Source organism: Streptomyces sp. NPDC006733 (assembly GCF_040636125.1).
Lineage (GTDB): Bacteria > Actinomycetota > Actinomycetes > Streptomycetales > Streptomycetaceae > Actinacidiphila.
Map to the genome: position 1 here is coordinate 56,493 of NZ_JBEYJD010000037.1, position 16,484 is coordinate 72,976.

Annotated in this window: 18 protein-coding genes; 15 read left to right on the plus strand and 3 right to left on the minus strand. The window is 72.4% G+C overall.

Annotated elements, in window-relative coordinates:
• Nucleotides 1–73: 73 nt before the first annotated feature.
• The 8 genes from ABZ721_RS29150 (at nt 74) to ABZ721_RS29185 (ending at nt 7,098) form a co-directional block, all read left to right on the plus strand.
• The gene (locus ABZ721_RS29150) at nt 74–925 is read left to right on the plus strand and encodes an STAS domain-containing protein (RefSeq protein WP_358791723.1); all 852 of its coding nucleotides are present in this window, start codon (nt 74–76) and stop codon (nt 923–925) included.
• Entirely contained in the window at nt 922–1,290 is a 369-nt protein-coding gene (locus ABZ721_RS29155; protein ID WP_358791724.1) for an STAS domain-containing protein, read from the plus strand. Before ABZ721_RS29150 ends, ABZ721_RS29155 begins: the two co-directional genes overlap by 4 nt.
• A complete protein-coding gene (locus ABZ721_RS29160; RefSeq protein WP_358791725.1) occupies nt 1,287–1,712 on the plus strand; it encodes an ATP-binding protein in 426 nt (141 codons plus the stop codon). Before ABZ721_RS29155 ends, ABZ721_RS29160 begins: the two co-directional genes overlap by 4 nt.
• Nucleotides 1,709–2,905 (plus strand): ATP-binding SpoIIE family protein phosphatase, encoded by a 1,197-nt coding sequence (locus ABZ721_RS29165; RefSeq protein ID WP_358791766.1) that lies wholly within the window; start codon nt 1,709–1,711, stop codon nt 2,903–2,905. Before ABZ721_RS29160 ends, ABZ721_RS29165 begins: the two co-directional genes overlap by 4 nt.
• On the plus strand, nt 2,902–4,332 hold the full coding sequence (locus tag ABZ721_RS29170) for a HAMP domain-containing sensor histidine kinase (protein ID WP_358791726.1): 1,431 nt from the start codon (nt 2,902–2,904) through the stop codon (nt 4,330–4,332). The genes ABZ721_RS29165 and ABZ721_RS29170 overlap by 4 nt, the downstream gene beginning before the upstream one ends.
• A complete protein-coding gene (locus ABZ721_RS29175) occupies nt 4,329–5,933 on the plus strand; it encodes a fused response regulator/phosphatase (protein ID WP_358791727.1) in 1,605 nt (534 codons plus the stop codon). The genes ABZ721_RS29170 and ABZ721_RS29175 overlap by 4 nt, the downstream gene beginning before the upstream one ends.
• Before the next feature lie 323 nt (nt 5,934–6,256).
• Nucleotides 6,257–6,601 carry an ATP-binding protein gene (locus ABZ721_RS29180; protein ID WP_358791728.1) on the plus strand — a complete coding sequence of 115 codons (345 nt, stop codon included), beginning with the start codon at nt 6,257–6,259 and terminating at the stop codon, nt 6,599–6,601.
• A 59-nt stretch (nt 6,602–6,660) separates the two neighbouring features.
• A complete protein-coding gene (locus tag ABZ721_RS29185) occupies nt 6,661–7,098 on the plus strand; it encodes a VOC family protein (protein WP_358791729.1) in 438 nt (145 codons plus the stop codon).
• A gap of 123 nt (nt 7,099–7,221) precedes the next feature.
• On the opposite strand, the gene ABZ721_RS29190 is transcribed toward ABZ721_RS29185, so the two are convergent.
• Nucleotides 7,222–7,950, minus strand: coding sequence for a VOC family protein (locus tag ABZ721_RS29190; RefSeq protein WP_358791730.1), 729 nt, complete (start codon nt 7,948–7,950; stop codon nt 7,222–7,224).
• 250 nt (nt 7,951–8,200) lie between these two features.
• Here ABZ721_RS29190 and ABZ721_RS29195 point away from each other — a divergent pair, with 250 nt between their 5' ends.
• The 3 genes from ABZ721_RS29195 to ABZ721_RS29205 all read left to right on the plus strand — a co-directional run bounded on the left by ABZ721_RS29195 (nt 8,201) and on the right by ABZ721_RS29205 (nt 10,296).
• Nucleotides 8,201–8,608, plus strand: coding sequence for a YciI family protein (locus tag ABZ721_RS29195; RefSeq protein WP_358791731.1), 408 nt, complete (start codon nt 8,201–8,203; stop codon nt 8,606–8,608).
• 8 nt (nt 8,609–8,616) lie between these two features.
• Nucleotides 8,617–9,762: a DUF6596 domain-containing protein gene (locus tag ABZ721_RS29200; RefSeq protein WP_358791767.1), complete on the plus strand. Its 1,146-nt coding sequence runs from the start codon at nt 8,617–8,619 to the stop codon at nt 9,760–9,762.
• Nucleotides 9,763–9,882: 120 nt separating this feature from the next.
• Complete coding sequence (locus ABZ721_RS29205) at nt 9,883–10,296, plus strand: nuclear transport factor 2 family protein (protein ID WP_358791732.1); 414 nt, start codon at nt 9,883–9,885, stop codon at nt 10,294–10,296.
• Nucleotides 10,297–10,318: 22 nt separating this feature from the next.
• On the opposite strand, the gene ABZ721_RS29210 is transcribed toward ABZ721_RS29205, so the two are convergent.
• Nucleotides 10,319–10,831, minus strand: coding sequence for a MarR family transcriptional regulator (locus tag ABZ721_RS29210; protein ID WP_358791733.1), 513 nt, complete (start codon nt 10,829–10,831; stop codon nt 10,319–10,321).
• 117 nt (nt 10,832–10,948) lie between these two features.
• Between ABZ721_RS29210 and ABZ721_RS29215 the strand changes: the two genes are divergently transcribed.
• From ABZ721_RS29215 to ABZ721_RS29230, 4 genes are all read left to right on the plus strand, one after another.
• Nucleotides 10,949–12,463, plus strand: a complete 1,515-nt coding sequence (locus ABZ721_RS29215) for an MFS transporter (protein ID WP_358791734.1) — start codon at nt 10,949–10,951, stop codon at nt 12,461–12,463.
• 266 nt (nt 12,464–12,729) lie between these two features.
• Nucleotides 12,730–13,848: a M4 family metallopeptidase gene (locus tag ABZ721_RS29220; RefSeq protein WP_358791735.1), complete on the plus strand. Its 1,119-nt coding sequence runs from the start codon at nt 12,730–12,732 to the stop codon at nt 13,846–13,848.
• A gap of 15 nt (nt 13,849–13,863) precedes the next feature.
• Nucleotides 13,864–14,898 carry a hypothetical protein gene (locus ABZ721_RS29225; RefSeq protein ID WP_358791736.1) on the plus strand — a complete coding sequence of 345 codons (1,035 nt, stop codon included), beginning with the start codon at nt 13,864–13,866 and terminating at the stop codon, nt 14,896–14,898.
• A gap of 210 nt (nt 14,899–15,108) precedes the next feature.
• Nucleotides 15,109–15,393, plus strand: a complete 285-nt coding sequence (locus ABZ721_RS29230; RefSeq protein ID WP_358791737.1) for an STAS domain-containing protein — start codon at nt 15,109–15,111, stop codon at nt 15,391–15,393.
• Nucleotides 15,394–15,432: 39 nt separating this feature from the next.
• Here the strand turns inward: ABZ721_RS29230 and ABZ721_RS29235 are convergent, their stop codons facing one another.
• A complete protein-coding gene (locus tag ABZ721_RS29235; RefSeq protein ID WP_358791738.1) occupies nt 15,433–16,368 on the minus strand; it encodes an SDR family oxidoreductase in 936 nt (311 codons plus the stop codon).
• Nucleotides 16,369–16,484: the final 116 nt, after the last annotated feature.

The window sequence follows — 16,484 nt, forward strand, 5'->3', positions numbered from 1 at the left end:
AGGAATCTGCCGTACGCTGCGCGAGGGATAATGTTGTTGCCAGGTAATTGTTGTTACGAGGAAAGGGTCCGACGTGGTCGAGCACAACGCTCCGCAGCGGCTGGTCGAGCTGCTGTCGACCAATGGCGAGAGCATCACCGCCGCCTGGATCGACGGTGTGTCGCAGTCTCTGCGCGGGCGGGTGAGTGCCGCCGAGATCAACCGTGAACTGCACGAGTTGTACGCGGCCATCCTCGACGCCCTGCGCAAGGGCGCCATGGACGGTACGGCCGAGGACTTCTCCGAGGTGCGGGCCCTGCTGACCGAGCTGTCCCGCAACCGCGCGCGTCAGGGATTCAGCCCGTCGGAGACCGCCGCCGGCATCTTCGGGCTGAAGGGGGCCCTGGAGCCGGTCCTGGAGAGCGGCTCCGTCGAGGACATCAAGATCCTGCTGCGGATGAACCAGCTGCTGGACCAGCTGGGCCTGTTCACCATCGAGACGTACGCCCGGACCCGCGAAGAGATCATCTCCGCCCAGGCCGACCAGCTGCTGGAGCTGTCGACCCCGGTGGTCAAGCTCTGGGACGGGGTGCTCGCGGTGCCGCTGGTCGGCACACTGGACTCCGCCCGCACCCAGGTGGTGATGGAGAAGCTGCTGCAGGCGCTGGTCGACACCGGTTCCGAGCAGGCCATCATCGACATCACCGGCGTGCCCGCGGTCGACACCCAGGTCGCGCAGCACCTGCTCAAGACCGTCATGGCCGCCCAGTTGATGGGCGCGGAGTGCACCGTGTCCGGGATCCGGCCGCAGATCGCGCAGACCATCGTGGCGCTGGGCATCGAGTTCGGCGACATCGTGACCAAGGCGACCCTCGCCGACGCCCTCCGCCACGCCCTGCGCAAGTCCGGGACCGACCTGGTCGCCCGCGATGGCGGCCGGAAGTGACCGACCGCGTACCGGTCCTGCGGATCGGTGATGTCCTGCTGGTCTCGATCCAGATGGATCTCGAGGACCAGGCGGTGCTGAACCTCCAGGAGGACCTGGCCGACCGCATCGTCTCCTGGGCGGCGCACGGCGTCGTGATCGACATCACCGCCGTCGAGATCGTCGACTCCTTCGTCGGCCGGATGCTCGCCACCACGGCCGCGATCTCCCGCATGCTCGACGCGGAGACGGTCGTGGTCGGCATGCGCCCGGCCGTGGCCATCACCCTCGTCGAACTGGGACTGTCCCTGGGCGGCGTCCGCACAGCGCTCGACCTCGAGAAGGGCCTCGCCCTCCTGCGGCGATCGCGCACGGCACGGCCATGATCGGGCCGTGGACGGCCGTCGACGCGTCACAGACCCAGTCCATCGCCTCCAACGACGACGTCGTCAGGGCCCGGCAGCTGGTCCGGACCCTGGCGCAGAAGTGCAAGCTCTCCCTGGTGGACCAGACCAAGTTCATCACCGCGGCCAGTGAACTGGCCCGCAACACGCTCGTGTACGGCGGCGGTGGCTCGCTGCAGGCGGGCCTGGTCCGCGACGAGTTCGGGCGGCTCGGCGTCGCGGCGGTGTTCGAGGACCAGGGCCCCGGCATCCCGGACATCGAGCTGGCCATGACCGACGGCTGGACCTCGGGGGGCGGCCTCGGGCTGGGCCTGAGCGGCTCCCGCCGCCTGGTGGACGTCTTCGAGCTGGACACCGAAGCCGGGCGGGGCACCACCATCACCGTCGTCAAGTGGTCACGATGACGGCGCTGACGACCTCAGCGGTGCTGGACTGCGAGGACGTGGCCTGGTTCCGGCACGACGACGCCCTGCCCGCGACCGCCCGGGGGGCGGCCGCCTCACTGGCGCGCCGCATCGGCCTCGACGACCAGCGGGTCGCCGAGATCTCGCTGGCGGTCTCCGAAGCGGCGACCAACCTGCGCCGGCACACCGCCGACGGGGCGATACTGCTGCGCGTGCTGCGCACCGCGACGAGCGCGGCGCTGGAGTTCGTCAGCGTCGACAACGGCCCGGGCATGGCCGACGTCACCGCGTCGATGTCCGACGGCACCTCCACCGCCGGCACCCTGGGCATCGGGCTGGGCGCGCTGGCCCGGCTGGCGGACACCTTCGACATCCACTCGCTGCCCGGCCGCGGCACGGTCATGGCCGCGCGCTTCTGGCCACGCGACGCCGCCGCCCGGGCCGGCGCCACGGCCGGCACCCGGGCGGCCGAGCCGGTGGTCTCGGGCATCACCCGGCCCATCAGCGGCGAGGAGTCCTGCGGCGACGGGTGGTGCGCACGCCTCGACACCGGCCCGGTGAACCCCGGCTCGGCGAACCCCGCCGCCGTGGCGCCGGCGCCGCGCCGCGAGAACCCCCTGCTGCCGCTGGAGTGGGCCGACCGGAGCACCTCACGCCGGCTGCCGGCCGAGCCGCTCACCGTGACGGGCGACCCCGCCGTCCTGGTCATGCTCTGCGACGGGCTGGGCCACGGCCCGCTCGCCGCCCTGGTCGCGGCGAAGGCGATCGCGGCCTTCCGCGCCACGTCCGCCCGGCACCCCGAAGCGATCATCCGCGACCTGCACCTCGCGCTGCGCGGCACCCGTGGCGGCGCCGTCGCGGTGGCGCGGATCGAACCCGACGCCGGCCGGGTCCTGCTGTGCGGCGTGGGCAACGTCAGCGGCTTCGTCATCACACCGGAGCACCGCACCACCCTGATGTCCACCCCGGGCATCGTCGGCCACCAGATGCGCACCCTGCGCACGTTCGAACAGCCGCTGCCGCCCGGCGCGGCGCTCGTCCTGCACTCCGACGGCCTGACCGAGCGGTGGTCCCCGGAGAGCATGCCGGGACTGCTGCAGCACTCCCCCACCGTCATCGCCGGCCAACTGCTGCGTGAAGCGGCCGTCCGCCGCGACGACGCCGGGATCGTGGTCGCCAAGGGGTCCTGGTGATCGTGCACGAGACGGCCGGACACCCGCTGACGCTCCCGCTCGCCACGGAGCAGGACGTCTTCGCGCTCCGCCGCCAGGCCCAGGCGGTGGGCGCGGCGATCGGTCTGGAACGCCAGGACCAGGTACGGCTGGCCACCGCCCTCAGCGAACTGGGCCGCGACCGGTTCGGCTGCGCGGAGGCCACCGTCACGTTCACCACGCGCACCGGCACCGCGCCCGCCGTACTGGTGGCGCTGCACTGGACCAGCGGCCCGAAACCGTCCCGCGACTCGCTCGAACTGGCCTCCCGCCTGCTGCCGCACGTCCGTCACGAACCCGGCAGCCACCGCATCGACGTGGAACAGCTGCTGCCCGGGACCGCCCCCACCGGGTGGAGCGACCGGCTGCGCGACGCCCTGCGCGCCGACACCCGCACCACCGTCGCGGAGGACCTGCGCGCACAGACCCGCGACCTGATCGCGAGCCTGGAGGAGACCCGCGCCCAGCGCGAGGAACTGCAGCGCCTGAACCAGGAGCTGGAAGAGACCAACCGCGGCGTCCTCGCCCTGTACACCGAACTGTCGGAGGAACTGGAGGAGACCAACCGGGGCGTGGTGGCGCTGTACGCGGAACTGGAGGACAAGTCGCAGCAGTTGAGCGACGCCAGCGAAGCCAAGAGCCGCTTCTGGGCCAACGTCAGCCACGAACTGCGGACCCCGGTCAACGCCGTGGTCGGACTCACCCGGCTGCTGCTGTCCGAGACGTCCGCCCTCACCGACGAGCAGCGCCGCCAGCTGTCCCTCATCGGCGCCTCGGGCGACACCCTGCTCGCGCTGGTCGGCGAGCTGCTCGACGTCGCCAAGGCGGAGTCCGGGCAGTTGGAGATCCAGCCGGCCCCGGTCGACCTGCGGGCGATGCTCGGCCAACTGCACGGCACCCTGCGCGGCAGCGCCGCCCCGGACGTGACCCTGACGATCGCCGATCCCGCGCCGTCCCCCCGGATCGCGACCGACGAGATCCTGCTGACGCGCATCCTGCGCAACCTGCTGTCCAACGCCCTGAAGTTCACCGAGCACGGCGAGGTCCGCCTCGACCTGCGCACCGAGGCCTGCGAGGAGCAGCACTGGCTGGTCTTCACGGTCACCGACACCGGTATCGGCATCGCGGCCGACCAGCACAGCCGGGTCTTCGAGGAGTTCTACCAGGTGCCAGGCCCCCACCAGCGGGGCCGTCCCGGCACCGGCCTGGGCCTGCCCTACGCCCGGCGGCTCACCGACCTCCTGGGCGGCATCATGACGCTGAACAGCATCCCGGGCCGTGGCACCACCGTCGAAGTGCGGATGCCGGAACTCGTGGGCGTGCCGGCGGACAGCCGGCCGGCACCCGCGCCGGAGCAGGACCCGCACCCGACCTGCACACGGCACCACGCGCAAGGGACCGACCGGTGAACGACGACATCGCAACCGACAGCGCGCCCGCCGTCGTCCTGGTGGTCGACGACAACGCGACCAACCGCTACATCATCGCCAGTTGGCTGTCCCGGTCCGGGCACACCGTCATCGAAGCGGCCGACGGCACCGAGACCCTGGCGATCCTCGCGTCCGGCGCCGACCCCGCACCGGAGATCGTCGTGCTCGACGTGCGACTGCCGGACATGAGCGGCTACGAGGTGTGCGAGGCCATCAAGGCGACCCCGCACACGGCCGGGATGCCCGTCATCCACGTCTCGGCCAGCGCCGTCACCTCCGCGGACCGCATCCAGGGCCTGCACCGCGGCGCGGACGCGTACCTGACCGAGCCGATCGACCCCGACGAGCTGCTGGCCACCGTGACCGCCGCCCTGCGCTACGCCCGCGCCCGCCGCCGGGCCGAGGCCCTCGCGGCCCGGCTGACCGCGCTGAACCGCACCACGCTGGAGGTGTACCGGGCGATCGGCTTCCACTCCTTCGCCCAGGCCGCCACCACCGGCGCCACCACCCTGATGGGATGCCGCGCCGCGGCCGTCTTCCTCAGCCCGCAGGGCCAGGCCGTGCACACCACCGCGACCGCCGGCCGGCGGCCCGTCTCCCGGCCGGTCCGCGCGGACCTGCTCGTCCGGCTGACCCAGCACACCCTGGGCAGCGACACCGGAGCGGACCTCACCACCATCCCGCAAGCGCTGTGGAACAGCCTGCTGCCCCACGACCCGGTCGACGAGGACGTCACGGTGGTCCTGGCGCGCACCAAGCGCGGACGACCCCCGGTGTGCCTGGCGGTCCCCGCCGGGGCGGTCACCACCAGCGACGACCACGACCTGTTCCTCCAACTGGCCCAGGCGTGCGCCCTGTCCCTCGAAGCGCTGCGCACGTACAACGAGGAGCACTCCCTCGCGCTCACCCTGCAGCGCACCTTCCTCCCCGAGCGCCTGCCCGAAGTCCCCGGCACCACCCTGGCCGTGCGCTACATCCCCGCCACCGACCAGGCGGAGATCGGCGGCGACTTCTACGAGGCGACCGAGACGGACGCCGGCCTCCTCCTCGCCATCGGCGACGTCGTCGGACACTCCCTCGCGGCCGCCGCCGTGATGGGCGAACTCCGCCACGCGCTGCGCGCCTACGCCGTCGAGGGCCACGACCCGGCCACGATCCTGCAGCGCCTGGACACCCTGCTGATCCGCCTGCGACCGGGGATCACCATGACCGTCTGCATGGTCCTGATCGAACACGGCAACCGCCGCATCCACGTCTCCAACGGCGGCCACATCCCCCCGCTGCTGCTGTACCCGGACGGCACGGCCGCGTTCGTCCCGCAGCACAGCGCCCTGCTGGGCCTGGGCCTGCCGCACCCGACCGCGGTCACCCGGGACGTCCCGCCCGGAACCCGGCTACTGCTCGTCACCGACGGGCTGGTGGAGGAGCGGGGCAAGGACCTGGACCTCACACTCGAACAGTTCCGCCGGGCCGCCTCGTCCGGCTCACGCAACCTGGAGGCGCTGTGCGACGATCTGCTGCAACGGTTCGGCACCGCCAAGGACGACGACATCGCCGTTCTCGCCGCGCAGCTGGACTGACGGGCAGCACGCCGGTACCCCACCCCGGCGTATGACACAGGGGCACACGAGGGCACATGAACGGCGAGGAATCGGTAAGGAGTCCCCTCCCGGCGGCGTACCACACGCCGACTGTCGCGGACGGGGGCCATCTCCCGGGCGTCGCCGATTCGCCGCCATCGACACCGAAGGAGCAACCAAGCGCCATGGGCGGGCCAGAACCTGATGACGGCGATGCACCCCAGGCCGACGCCGGCCAGGCCGACGGCTCTGCGACCCACGAATCCGGCAGACATACGGGACACTTCGGGACCGGGCACGGAAGCATCGCGGCGGCACGGCAGATGGCCGACGCGTTCATGCAGGAGCTGGGCGGCCAACTGGCGGCCCACGGTGCCGATCTGCCGCTGGGCACCACCCAGGACGTCCTGCTGGTCGTCAGCGAGCTGGTGACCAACTCGATCCGGCACACCGCGGGACCGTGTTCGCTGAGCCTGCGGACCGACGCCGACAGCGTCTGGATATCCGTACGGGATTCCAGCCGGACCCTGCCCCAGTTCTTCGCCCCGGACCCCGTCCGGGTCGGCCGGCACGGCTGGGAGATCATCAACCAGCTCTGCTCCCGCGTCCGCATCACCCCCGAACCCGACGGCAAGCTCGTCGAGGTCTGGCTGCTGATCCACCCCTGACCCGACAGGGGGTGTCGGAGGCGCGGGGTACAGTCCGTCCCCCTGACAGAGGAGGACCGATGGCGATCACGTGGAGCCTGACGATCGACTGCGCGCACCCGGCGCGGCTGGCCGCGTTCTGGGCGCTGGCGCTGGGCTACGCGGAGAAGCCCCCGCCCGCAGGGTTCGGCAGCTGGGCGGAGTGGCTGTCCCATCACGACGTGCCGCGGGACGAGTGGGACGAGGGCGCGTACCTCACCGATCCGGACGCGGTGGGACCGAACCTGTCCTTCCTGCGGGTACCGGAGCCGAAGGCGGCCAAGAACCGGCTGCACCTGGACCTCCAGGTGGGCGGGGGCCGTCAGACGCCCTGGGAGGTGCGCTGGCCCCGCGTGCTCGCGGCCGCGGAGCGACTGACCGCCGCGGGCGCCACCTTGCTCCGCGAGGAGGCGCTCCAGGGCAGACCCGACCACCTGGTGATGACGGATCCGGAAGGCAACGAGTTCTGCCTGGTCTGACACGAGCAGAGAGCAGATGCCCCGCGCCGCCCCCCGCCGGACCCTCCACGGGCGACGGGGCAGACGCCACCGCGCGGGGCGATGCGGAGCTGTGAGCTCCGCGAACGGTGGCCGCTGCGCGCGCTACCGGGGTGTCGCGACGAAGAACTCGTTGCCGTCGGGGTCGGCCAAGGCGACCCGATCGGCCTTGGCCTGATCCTGGCCCGCGTCGAGCAGGGTCGCTCCGAGGGAGAGCAGGCGGTCCGCCTCCGCCTGCCGGTCGCCGCCAGCGGATGGGGCGAGGTCGAAGTGCACGCGGCCCTTGCCGGTCTTCGGGTCCAGGGGCGGGCCGCCCCAGGTGATCTTCGGGCCGCCGTGCGGCGAGCGGATCGCGGTCTCCTCGTCCTGGTCCCAGACCAGCGGCCACCCCAGCGCCTTGCTCCAGAAGTATCCGACCTCCTGCGAACCGTCGCAGGCCAGCGCGCCGACGAAACCGCAGTCGGCGAGGAAGTTGTTGCCCGGCTCGATGACGCAGAACGCGTTGCCCTCGGGGTCGGCGAGCACCACGTGGCCCTCCTCCGGGCGCTGCCCGACGTCGAGGTGCGCTCCGCCGAGCTCCAGCGCCCGGGCCACCGTCTGCCGCTGGTCCTCCAGGGACGTACTCGTCAGATCGAAGTGCATCCGGTTCTGGCCGGTCCTCGGCGCCTGCGAGGGCAGGAAGCGGAGGCGGAACCCGGTGTCATCAGTGGGTACGAGACCGATGCCGTCGCGCGGATCGTCGACCGTCTCCCACCCCAGGAGCCCGGACCAGAACCGCGCCAGCAGCAACGGATCCCTCGCATCGAAACAGACCGCGAACAGGTGACTCGCCATAGCCCCGCACATCTCCGTTCGGCCGACAGACAGCTGCCGACAGGCCGTCGCGCCAACCGTCGACCACGACCCTACGACTGCGAGGGAGCCACCCGCAGCCCGGTTTCCGGCGGCGGGCCCGCGGCGGCCCGCCGGGTTCACCCGGGAGGCGGCAGGAAATGTGGGCGCGGATGTCGAGAAGCCGGGTTCGGCTCCGTCCTCGGGGTGCAGGCGACCACAATGGACCACACCAGCACCGAGGAGAACTCCCATGGCCAAGTACCTGCTGCTGAAGCACTACCGCGGCGCCCCCGCTCCCACCAACGACGTGCCGATGGAGAAGTGGACGCCGGAGGAGATCTCCGCGCACATGCAGTACATGCGCGACTTCGCGACCCGGCTCGCGGGGACCGGGGAGTTGGTCGACGAGCGGGCGCTCGCCCCCGAGGGGACGTTCGTGCGGTACGACGGGGAGGGCCGGCCGCCGGTCACCGACGGGCCGTTCGCCGAGACCAAGGACCTCATCGCCGGTTGGATGATCATCGACGTCGACAGCCACCAGCGGGCCCTGGAGCTCGCCGCGGAACTGTCGGCCGCCCCCGGGGCCGGCGGCAGGCCCATCCAGGAGTGGCTCGAACTGCGTCCGCTCATGGGCGAGGCCTGCATCGTCACGGAATGACCGCTGACGTGAACGAGGTGCTGCTCCGCAGCCTCACCCCGAGCGTGCTGGGTGTCCTCGTCCGCCGGGGAGCGGACTTCGCGGCGGCCGAGGACGCCGTGCAGGACGCGCTCGTCGAGGCGCTGCGCGTCTGGCCCGCCGACCCGCCGCGGGACGCCAAGGGCTGGCTGATCACCGTGGCCTGGCGCCGGTTCCTCGACGCGACGCGCGCGGACGCCGCGCGCCGCCGCCGCGAGGACCTCGTCGACGAGGAGCCGACGCCCGGACCCGCGCCCGCGGCCGACGACACGCTCCAGCTCTACTTCCTGTGCGCCCACCCGTCCCTGACCCCGTCGTCGGCCGTCGCGCTCACCCTGCGCGCGGTCGGCGGCCTGACCACCCGCCAGATCGCCCAGGCCTACCTGGTACCCGAGGCGACCATGGCGCAACGCATCAGCCGGGCCAAGCGCACCGTCTCGGGCGTGCGGTTCGACCGGCCCGGCGACGTCGCCACCGTGCTGCGCGTCCTCTACCTGGTCTTCAACGAGGGCTACTCCGGCGCGGTCGACGTCGCCGCCGAAGCCATCCGACTCACCCGGCAGCTCGCAGCCGTCATCGACCACCCCGAGGTGGCGGGGCTGCTCGCCCTGATGCTGCTCCACCATGCCCGGCGGGCTGCCCGGACCGCGTCCGACGGCAGCCTGGTGCCGCTCGCCGAACAGGACCGCGCCCGCTGGGACACCGCGCTGATCGCCGAGGGCGTCGAGATCCTGCAGGCGGCCCTCGCCCGCGACCGGCTGGGCGAGTACCAGGCCCAGGCCGCCGTCGCGGCGCTGCACGCGGACGCTCCCACCGCCGCGGAGACGGACTGGGTGCAGATCGTCGAGTGGTACGACGAGCTCGCGCGCCTGACCGACAGCCCGGTCGTCCGGCTCAACCGCGCGGTCGCCGTCGGCGAGGCCGACGGACCGCGCGCCGGATTGAAGGCGCTCGCGGAGCTGGACGCCTCGCTGCCCCGGCACACCGCGGTGGCGGCCTACCTCCACGAGCGCGACGGCGACCTGGCGACGGCCGCCCGGCTGTACGCCGAGGCGGCCCGCACAGCGCCCAACCTCCCCGAACGCGACCACCTGACCCGCCAGGCCGCCCGCCTCAACGCCCGCCAGGACGACTGAGGCCCGGCGAGGGCGGGCGGGTGGTCGTTTCCGGTCCTTTTGGGGAAAGGGCCGTCCGGTGGGGGTGGTCTGTGATGGTGTGGTCGTCCATGTCCGCGAGCTCGTCCACGGAGGGCCGCCGTGTCCAGAACGCCGCGAGAGATCTTCGAGAGCTATGTCTACGCCGGGACCGTGAGCCGCGATGCCGACGCGCTGGCCGAGGCCTTCACCGAGGACGGCGTGTTCGAGGCGCCGCTCGTGCCCGACGGCGCTTCGCTCCCCCGGCGGTTGGCGGGGCGGGAGGAGATCCGTACGGCGATGGCCGCGTACTACGAGCTGCCGGTGAAGGACGGGCGTTCGCCGAACTTCCAGAAGTCCGGGTACGTGCTGCACACCACCGCCGACCCCGACGTGTTCATCGCCGAGATCGACACGGTCTTCGACGGGGACGGGGACAGCGAGGCGACGGCGGTCTCGCTCGTGCAGATCTTCCGCCTGCGCGACGGGAAGATCGCCCGGCTGCGTGACTACTTCGCTCCGGACCTGCTGAGCTGAGGACGCTGCCGGCCCCCGCTCCTCAGGGGTGCCGCGGAGCGGGCGGCGGCGGTGGGGTGTTCGGCTCGGCCAGGTGGGTGTCGAGGGCGGCGTTCAGGTCGTTCAGCAGGGCCTCGAACTGCCGCAGGAGTTCGGGCGCGTAGGGGGCCATCACGGTGTCCAGGCGGTGGGAGAGCGGGCCGAAGAACTCGTCCGCGCGTTCCTGGATGTGTGCACCGCTGTGCAGGGTGATGACGCGCCGGTCGGAGTGTTCGCGGGTGCGGGTGATGTGGCCGGCCGCTTCGAGGCGGTTCAGCAGTGCGGTGGTGGCGCCCGTGGACAGGGAGATGCGCTCGCTCAGCCGCGCCGGCGACAGCGGTGTGCCCCGCTCCTCGGCGGCGGCGATCTCCAGGACCGCGGTCGCGTCGGTGGAGTGCAGGCCCAGCCAGGCGGCGAAGCGCCGGCCGAACTCGGTGTAGCGGCTGCCGTAGACCCGCAGCCCCTCCGTCAACCGTTCCCGCTGCTCCGCGACGTCGTCGCGCATCGCCTCGTCCATGGACGCCCGCCACCTCTCTCCGCTGCCGCGCGCCCGGTGCCGGCGGCCTGCTTTGACAACCTACCGTTCAACACTTTACCTTCACCGTGAAACTATTTCATGATGGAGGTAATACGGATGGGCAATCCACCCCCCACCGCGGCCGGCACTGCCGTGCCCTACCGGTGGCGATGGCTGATCCTGGTGGTGATGCTCATCGCGGAGATCATGGATCTGCTGGACGCGTCGATCGTCAACGTCGCCGGCCCGGACCTGGAGCGGTCCCTCGGCGCGGGCCCAGCAGCCCTGCAGTGGGTGATCGGAGGCTATGCCCTCACCCTCGGCGCCGGGCTGGTGCTCGGTGGCCGGCTCGGCGACCGCTACGGCCGCCGTCGCATGTTCCTGATCGGGCTGGCCGCCTTCACCGCCACCTCGCTGCTGTGCGCCGTGGCGCCGAACATCGAGTCGCTGATCACGTTCCGGCTGCTCCAGGGCACCGCCGGCGCGATGCTCCTGCCCCAGGGGCTCGGTCTGCTGCGGGAGAACTTCTCCGGCACCGAGCTCACCAAGGTCTTCGGGATCTTCGGCCCGGTCCTGGGGCTCGGCGGCATCATCGGACCGGTCCTGGGCGGCTTCCTGATCGAGAGCGACATCGCGGGCCTGGGATGGCGTGCGGTCTTCCTCGTCAACCTGCCCATCGGCGTCGCCGCGCTGATCATCGCCGCCAAGGCCGTCCCCCGGCGGCCGGGCGACCGCACCGTACGGGTCGACCTGGTCGGCGCGGGCCTGGTCGCGGCGGCCTGCGCCCTGCTGGTGCTGCCGCTGAACCAGGGGCAGGAGGACGGCTGGCCGCTGTGGACGTGGCTGTGCATGGCCGCCTCGGCGGCCGGCTTCGCCCTGTTCGCCCTCCAGCAGCGCCGCAGGGCGGCGGCGGGACGCGAGCCGCTGGTGACGCCCGGTCTGCTGCGCAAGCCCGCCTTCACCGTCGGGCTCGGCGGCATCGCGCTGTTCTTCGGCGGCCTGGTCGGCACCCAGCTCGTGCTGACCCTCTACCTCCAGATCGGCCGGCACTTCACCGCGGGTCACGCGGGCCTGGGCAACCTGCCGCTCGCGCTGGGCACGGCGATCGGCGGCGCGGTCAGCGGCGCCGTTCTCGCCGACCGGATCGGCCGCGCGGTCGTGCAGATCGGCCCGCTGATCCAACTCGCCGGGGCGGCGCTGCTCTGGTACGAGCTCGACGGACTCGACCCGTCGGCGTTCTCGATCTGGGACATCGTCCCGGGCGTGACCATCGCCGGTATCGGGGCGGGCATGGTCATCGCCGCCCTGTTCAGCCTCATCCTCGCCGCGGTCGACGACCACGAGATCGGCTCCGCCTCCGGCGTGCTGTCGGCGGTGCAGTCGCTCGGCGGCTCCATCGGGGTCGCGGTCTTCGGCTCGGTGTTCTTCGCCCAGGCCAAGACGGGCGAGTTCGCCGCCGGTTTCCGCCACGCCCTCATCGTCCAGGCGTGCCTGTTGGCCGCGTTCCTGGCCATCACCTTCCTGCTCCCGGCGAAGAGCCGCCCCGAGAGCGAGCAGCACGGCGTCACCCCCGACGCCCGGGACACCGACGCCCCACCGGCCGATCTCGCCACCCAGGGCCGACGGGCCTGAGGGCGCCACGGCGGCGGGCCCCGCCACAGGGCCCGCCACCGCAGGCCGAAAACGCTCACTGCGCGACGGCTGGGCGCGCACCGCGCGGAGCGCTACCGTCGGTGGCAGCGTGCATGCGAGGGGGTCGCCGGATGTCACTCGAAGAGTCTCAACCGCGTTCGGGATCCGCGTCGGCCCGAGCTCGCACCCCGGAACCGCGGACCGGCGCGGCACCGCACCCCGCCCCCGTCCCCTGCTCGTTCGTTCCGCCCCACATCCTCGACGCGATGGCCCGCTCACAGGACCGCTCCGTCAGCGACCTCGCCCGCCGCACCCTGCAGCAGGACGCCTTCGAACGCACCCGGCGCCGGCTGACCACGGTCCTCGGCGCGCCTCCCGTCGCCGGTGCGACGGACCCCGACCGGCCGGTGCGAACGCTGTACGACGCCGAGCACACCACGGACCTGCCCGGCCGGCAGGTCCGCACCGAGGGCTCAGAACCGGGCACGGACGCGACCGTCAACCGCGCCTACGCCGGACTCGGCGCCACCTTCGACCTCTACCTCAACGCCTATCAGCGGCATTCGATCGACGGCCAGGGCCTGCCCCTGAACGCGACCGTCCACTACAGCGAGGGGTACAACAACGCCTTCTGGAACGGCGAGCAGATGGTGTTCGGCGACGGGGACGGGGAGATCTTCCGCGACTTCACGCTGCCGGTGGATGTCATCGGCCACGAGCTGACGCACGGCGTGACCCAGTACACGGCGAACCTCACGTACTTCGGCCAGCCGGGCGCGCTCAACGAGTCGATGTCCGACGTCTTCGGCTCGCTCGTCAAGCAGTACCTGCTGCAGCAGAGCGCCGACCAGGCGGACTGGCTGATCGGCGCCGGGCTGCTCGGACCGACCATCCACGGGGTCGCGCTGCGCTCGATGAAAGCGCCGGGCACCGCGTACGACGATCCGATGCTCGGCAGGGACCCGCAGCCCGCCACGATGGACGACTACGTGCGGACGGGCCGGGACAACGGCGGCGTGCACATCAACTCGGGCATCCCGAACCATGCCTTCTACCTGGTGGCCGAGGCCCTCGGCGGGCACGCGTGGGAGCAGGCCGGGCAGATCTGGTACGACGCGCTCACCGGCGGGGAACTCTCGTCCGGGGCGACCTTCGCCGATTTCGCCCAGCTGACCGTGGCCTCGGCACACGCCCGGTACGGCCCGGGCAGTGAACGCGAAGCCGTCGTCAAGGCGTGGGCGGAGGTGGGGGTGCTGGAGGCGCAACCGGTCGGCGCCACCCCTCCCGGCACCAGCCCTGCCGACAACGGCATGCCCGCTCCCGTGGTCGTCGGCCAGATTCCCCCCGGCCCGCCGCTCGGCGAAGAGGACGACGACGGGGAATGAGACGAACGATCGCCCGTGGGTGACATCGCCAAGGGAGTCCTCGGCGGGGCCTGGACGCTGCTGGTGGGCTGGATCCTGCCGACCGCGCTCAATCTGAGCGTCTTCTTCTTCGCCGTCGCGCCCAGTCTGCGCACCACGCGCCCGATCGCCCGCCTGTGGCCCGCCACCCAGACCGGGGCCACGCTCCTGCTGCTCGCCACCTCCGTGCTGCTCGGACTCGTCCTCAGCGCTCTGCAGAACCAGCTCTACCGCGTCCTGGAGGGCTACCTGCTGTGGCCGGCCGCGGTCTACGAACGGGGTTGCGCCCGTCGCCGGCGGGACAAGTGGAACCTGCAGGACCGGCTCACGCTGATGCGGCTGGAGCGCCGCAAGCGGCAGCATGAGGGGGTGCTGCCCGTCGTCGCCGCGGCGGACCTCGCCCGGTTGCGCGCCGATCCGCGCCTGGAGCGAGCCGCGCGCGGGGACCGCCGCCGCAGCGCCGTGCAACGGGCGCTGCTGCGCGAGACCCTGGCCCGCTATCCGATCGACGACGGGCAGATCGCGCCCACCCGGCTCGGCAACGCCATCCGCCGGTTCGAGGAGTACGGCTACGACCGTTTCCGGCTCGATACCCAGGTGCTGTGGAACGAACTCACGGGCACCGCACCGGAACAGGTCCGCCGCCAGGCCGACCTCGCCCGCACCAACGCCGACTTCTTCGTGGCGCTGATGTCCGGCCACGCGGCGGTGGCCGTCGCCGCGCTGTCGGCCCTCGGTTCCGCCCACGCCGACGCGTCCCTCCTCCTGATCACCGCCCTCGCGCTCGGCTGCCTGATCCCGCTGTGGTACCGGTCCTGCGTGGTCGCCGTCGACGAATGGGCCGCGGCCGTTCGGGCCCTGGCCAACGTCGGGCGCAAACCGCTCGCGGAGTCGCTCGGGCTGGCGCTGCCTGCCGATCTGGAGGCGGAACGCCGCATGTGGGCGCTGGTCACCCAGCTCGCCCGGCTGCCCTTCGCCGAACGCCGGGCGGCCCTGGACCCCTACCGAAGCCGTGGAACTCCCGGTGGGTGAGCGGCTTCCGCCGACCGCTTCCGCCGGAGCGCAGCGACAACCTTCCGCGTCGAACCCGTCTGTTGTTCGAATATGCCCCCGGGTATGGCAGGATCGTTGTCTCCCGACAACAGAGCAAATGGAGCGACCGTGGCCTCAACGTCCGACCCAGTGCCGCCGGGCGACCGCCTGACGGTTTCCCTCGCTCTGGGCGAGCCCAGCGTCCTCACCATGAGCGGGGAAGTCGACCTGAACGGCGTCGCGTCCGTGCAGGACGCGGTGGATCGCGCCCTGGCGCACCACCCGCACCTGGTTCTGGACCTGGCGGGCGTGGAATTCGGCGACTCCACCTTCCTCAGCACCCTTCTGCAGGCCCGCCTCAATGCCCAGGAGCGCTCCGGAAGCCTGGTCCTCCTGGCGCCCAGCCCCCAGATCGTGCGCCTGCTGACCATCACCGGCGCCCTGGACCTGTTCCCCGTCGTGGACAGGGCAGAGGACCTGCAGTCGAGGCCCTGACCCGACCACCGGCCTCGGCCGCCGGCCCCGACCACCGGCTCAGGCCCGCGGAGCGGTGAAGTAGTGGCCCTTGTCGAGGTCCTCCAGGAGGGCGGGGCCGGTCGGCTGCCAGCCCAGTAGCCGGCGGGTGAGGGCGCTGGAGGTGGGGCTGTCCATGCCGAGGAAGGACGCCAGCCAGGTGAAGTGCCCGGCCGCGGCGTCCGCGGCGACGGAGGCCGCGGGCACGCCCAGGTGCCGTCCGATCACCTCGGCGACGGCACGGATCGGCACACCCTCGTCCGCCACCGCGTGCAGGGTGGAGCCGGCCGGTGCGCCCTCCAGCGCCAGGCGGAAGAGGCGCGCGGCGTCGGAACGGTGGACGGCGGGCCAGCGGTTGGCGCCGTCGCCTATGTAGCCGGACACGCCCTTCTCCCGCGCGATGGCCACTACGGTGGCGAGGAAGCCGTGGTCCCCGTCGCCGTGCACGGTCGGCGGGAGCCGGACGACGGACGAGCGGACGCCGCGGTCCGCGAGAGCGGCCGTCGCGTGCGCGTTCGCCAGCCGCTTGGCCAGGCCGCCGGACCAGGGCGCCCCGATCGGCCCGGACGCCAGGCCGTCCTGCTCGGTGGCCGTCCGGCCGGGCGCCACCCCCAGGGTCCCGGAGGCGATGAGGAACGGGCGCCCGGTGCCGGCGAGCGCCTCGCCGAACGTGTCGATGGCACGCCGGTCGGCATCCGCGGCATCCTCGAAGCCCCCGCTGAAGGCGAGGTCGTGCTGGAAGGCGAGGTGGATCACGCCGTCCGCCTCGGCGGCGGCACCGCGCAGGGTGTCCAGGTCGTCGAGCGAGCCGCGGCGCACCTCGGCGCCCGCCGCGGTGAGGGCGGCGGCCGAGGCGGCCGAGCGGGCGAGCCCGACGACCTGGTGGCCGGCGCCGATGAGCTCCGGAACGACAGCTGAACCGATCCAGCCGGACGCGCCGGTGATGAACACACGCATGGGAAGAACCTCCGGGTTGGTCGGCCGTGCTCGCCGCGGGGAGCCGTGGGCACGCGAAGGGCGGCGATCGAGCCGATGGCAGTGACTGACATCAACCGTAGCACTCCATGTCAGTC

Excerpts from the sequence above, each read along its gene's own strand:
- ABZ721_RS29160 (WP_358791725.1), top strand. The coding sequence starts at position 1,287 with ATGATCGGGCCGTGGACGGCCGTCGACGCGTCACAGACCCAGTCCATC.
- ABZ721_RS29165 (WP_358791766.1), top strand. The coding sequence starts at position 1,709 with ATGACGGCGCTGACGACCTCAGCGGTGCTGGACTGCGAGGACGTGGCC.
- ABZ721_RS29180 (WP_358791728.1), top strand. The coding sequence starts at position 6,257 with ATGGCCGACGCGTTCATGCAGGAGCTGGGCGGCCAACTGGCGGCCCAC.
- ABZ721_RS29185 (WP_358791729.1), top strand. The coding sequence starts at position 6,661 with ATGGCGATCACGTGGAGCCTGACGATCGACTGCGCGCACCCGGCGCGG.
- ABZ721_RS29190 (WP_358791730.1), bottom strand. The coding sequence starts at position 7,950 with ATGGCGAGTCACCTGTTCGCGGTCTGTTTCGATGCGAGGGATCCGTTG.
- ABZ721_RS29195 (WP_358791731.1), top strand. The coding sequence starts at position 8,201 with ATGGCCAAGTACCTGCTGCTGAAGCACTACCGCGGCGCCCCCGCTCCC.
- ABZ721_RS29210 (WP_358791733.1), bottom strand. The coding sequence starts at position 10,831 with ATGGACGAGGCGATGCGCGACGACGTCGCGGAGCAGCGGGAACGGTTG.
- ABZ721_RS29215 (WP_358791734.1), top strand. The coding sequence starts at position 10,949 with ATGGGCAATCCACCCCCCACCGCGGCCGGCACTGCCGTGCCCTACCGG.
- ABZ721_RS29220 (WP_358791735.1), top strand. The coding sequence starts at position 12,730 with ATGGCCCGCTCACAGGACCGCTCCGTCAGCGACCTCGCCCGCCGCACC.
- ABZ721_RS29230 (WP_358791737.1), top strand. The coding sequence starts at position 15,109 with ATGAGCGGGGAAGTCGACCTGAACGGCGTCGCGTCCGTGCAGGACGCG.
- ABZ721_RS29235 (WP_358791738.1), bottom strand. The coding sequence starts at position 16,368 with ATGCGTGTGTTCATCACCGGCGCGTCCGGCTGGATCGGTTCAGCTGTC.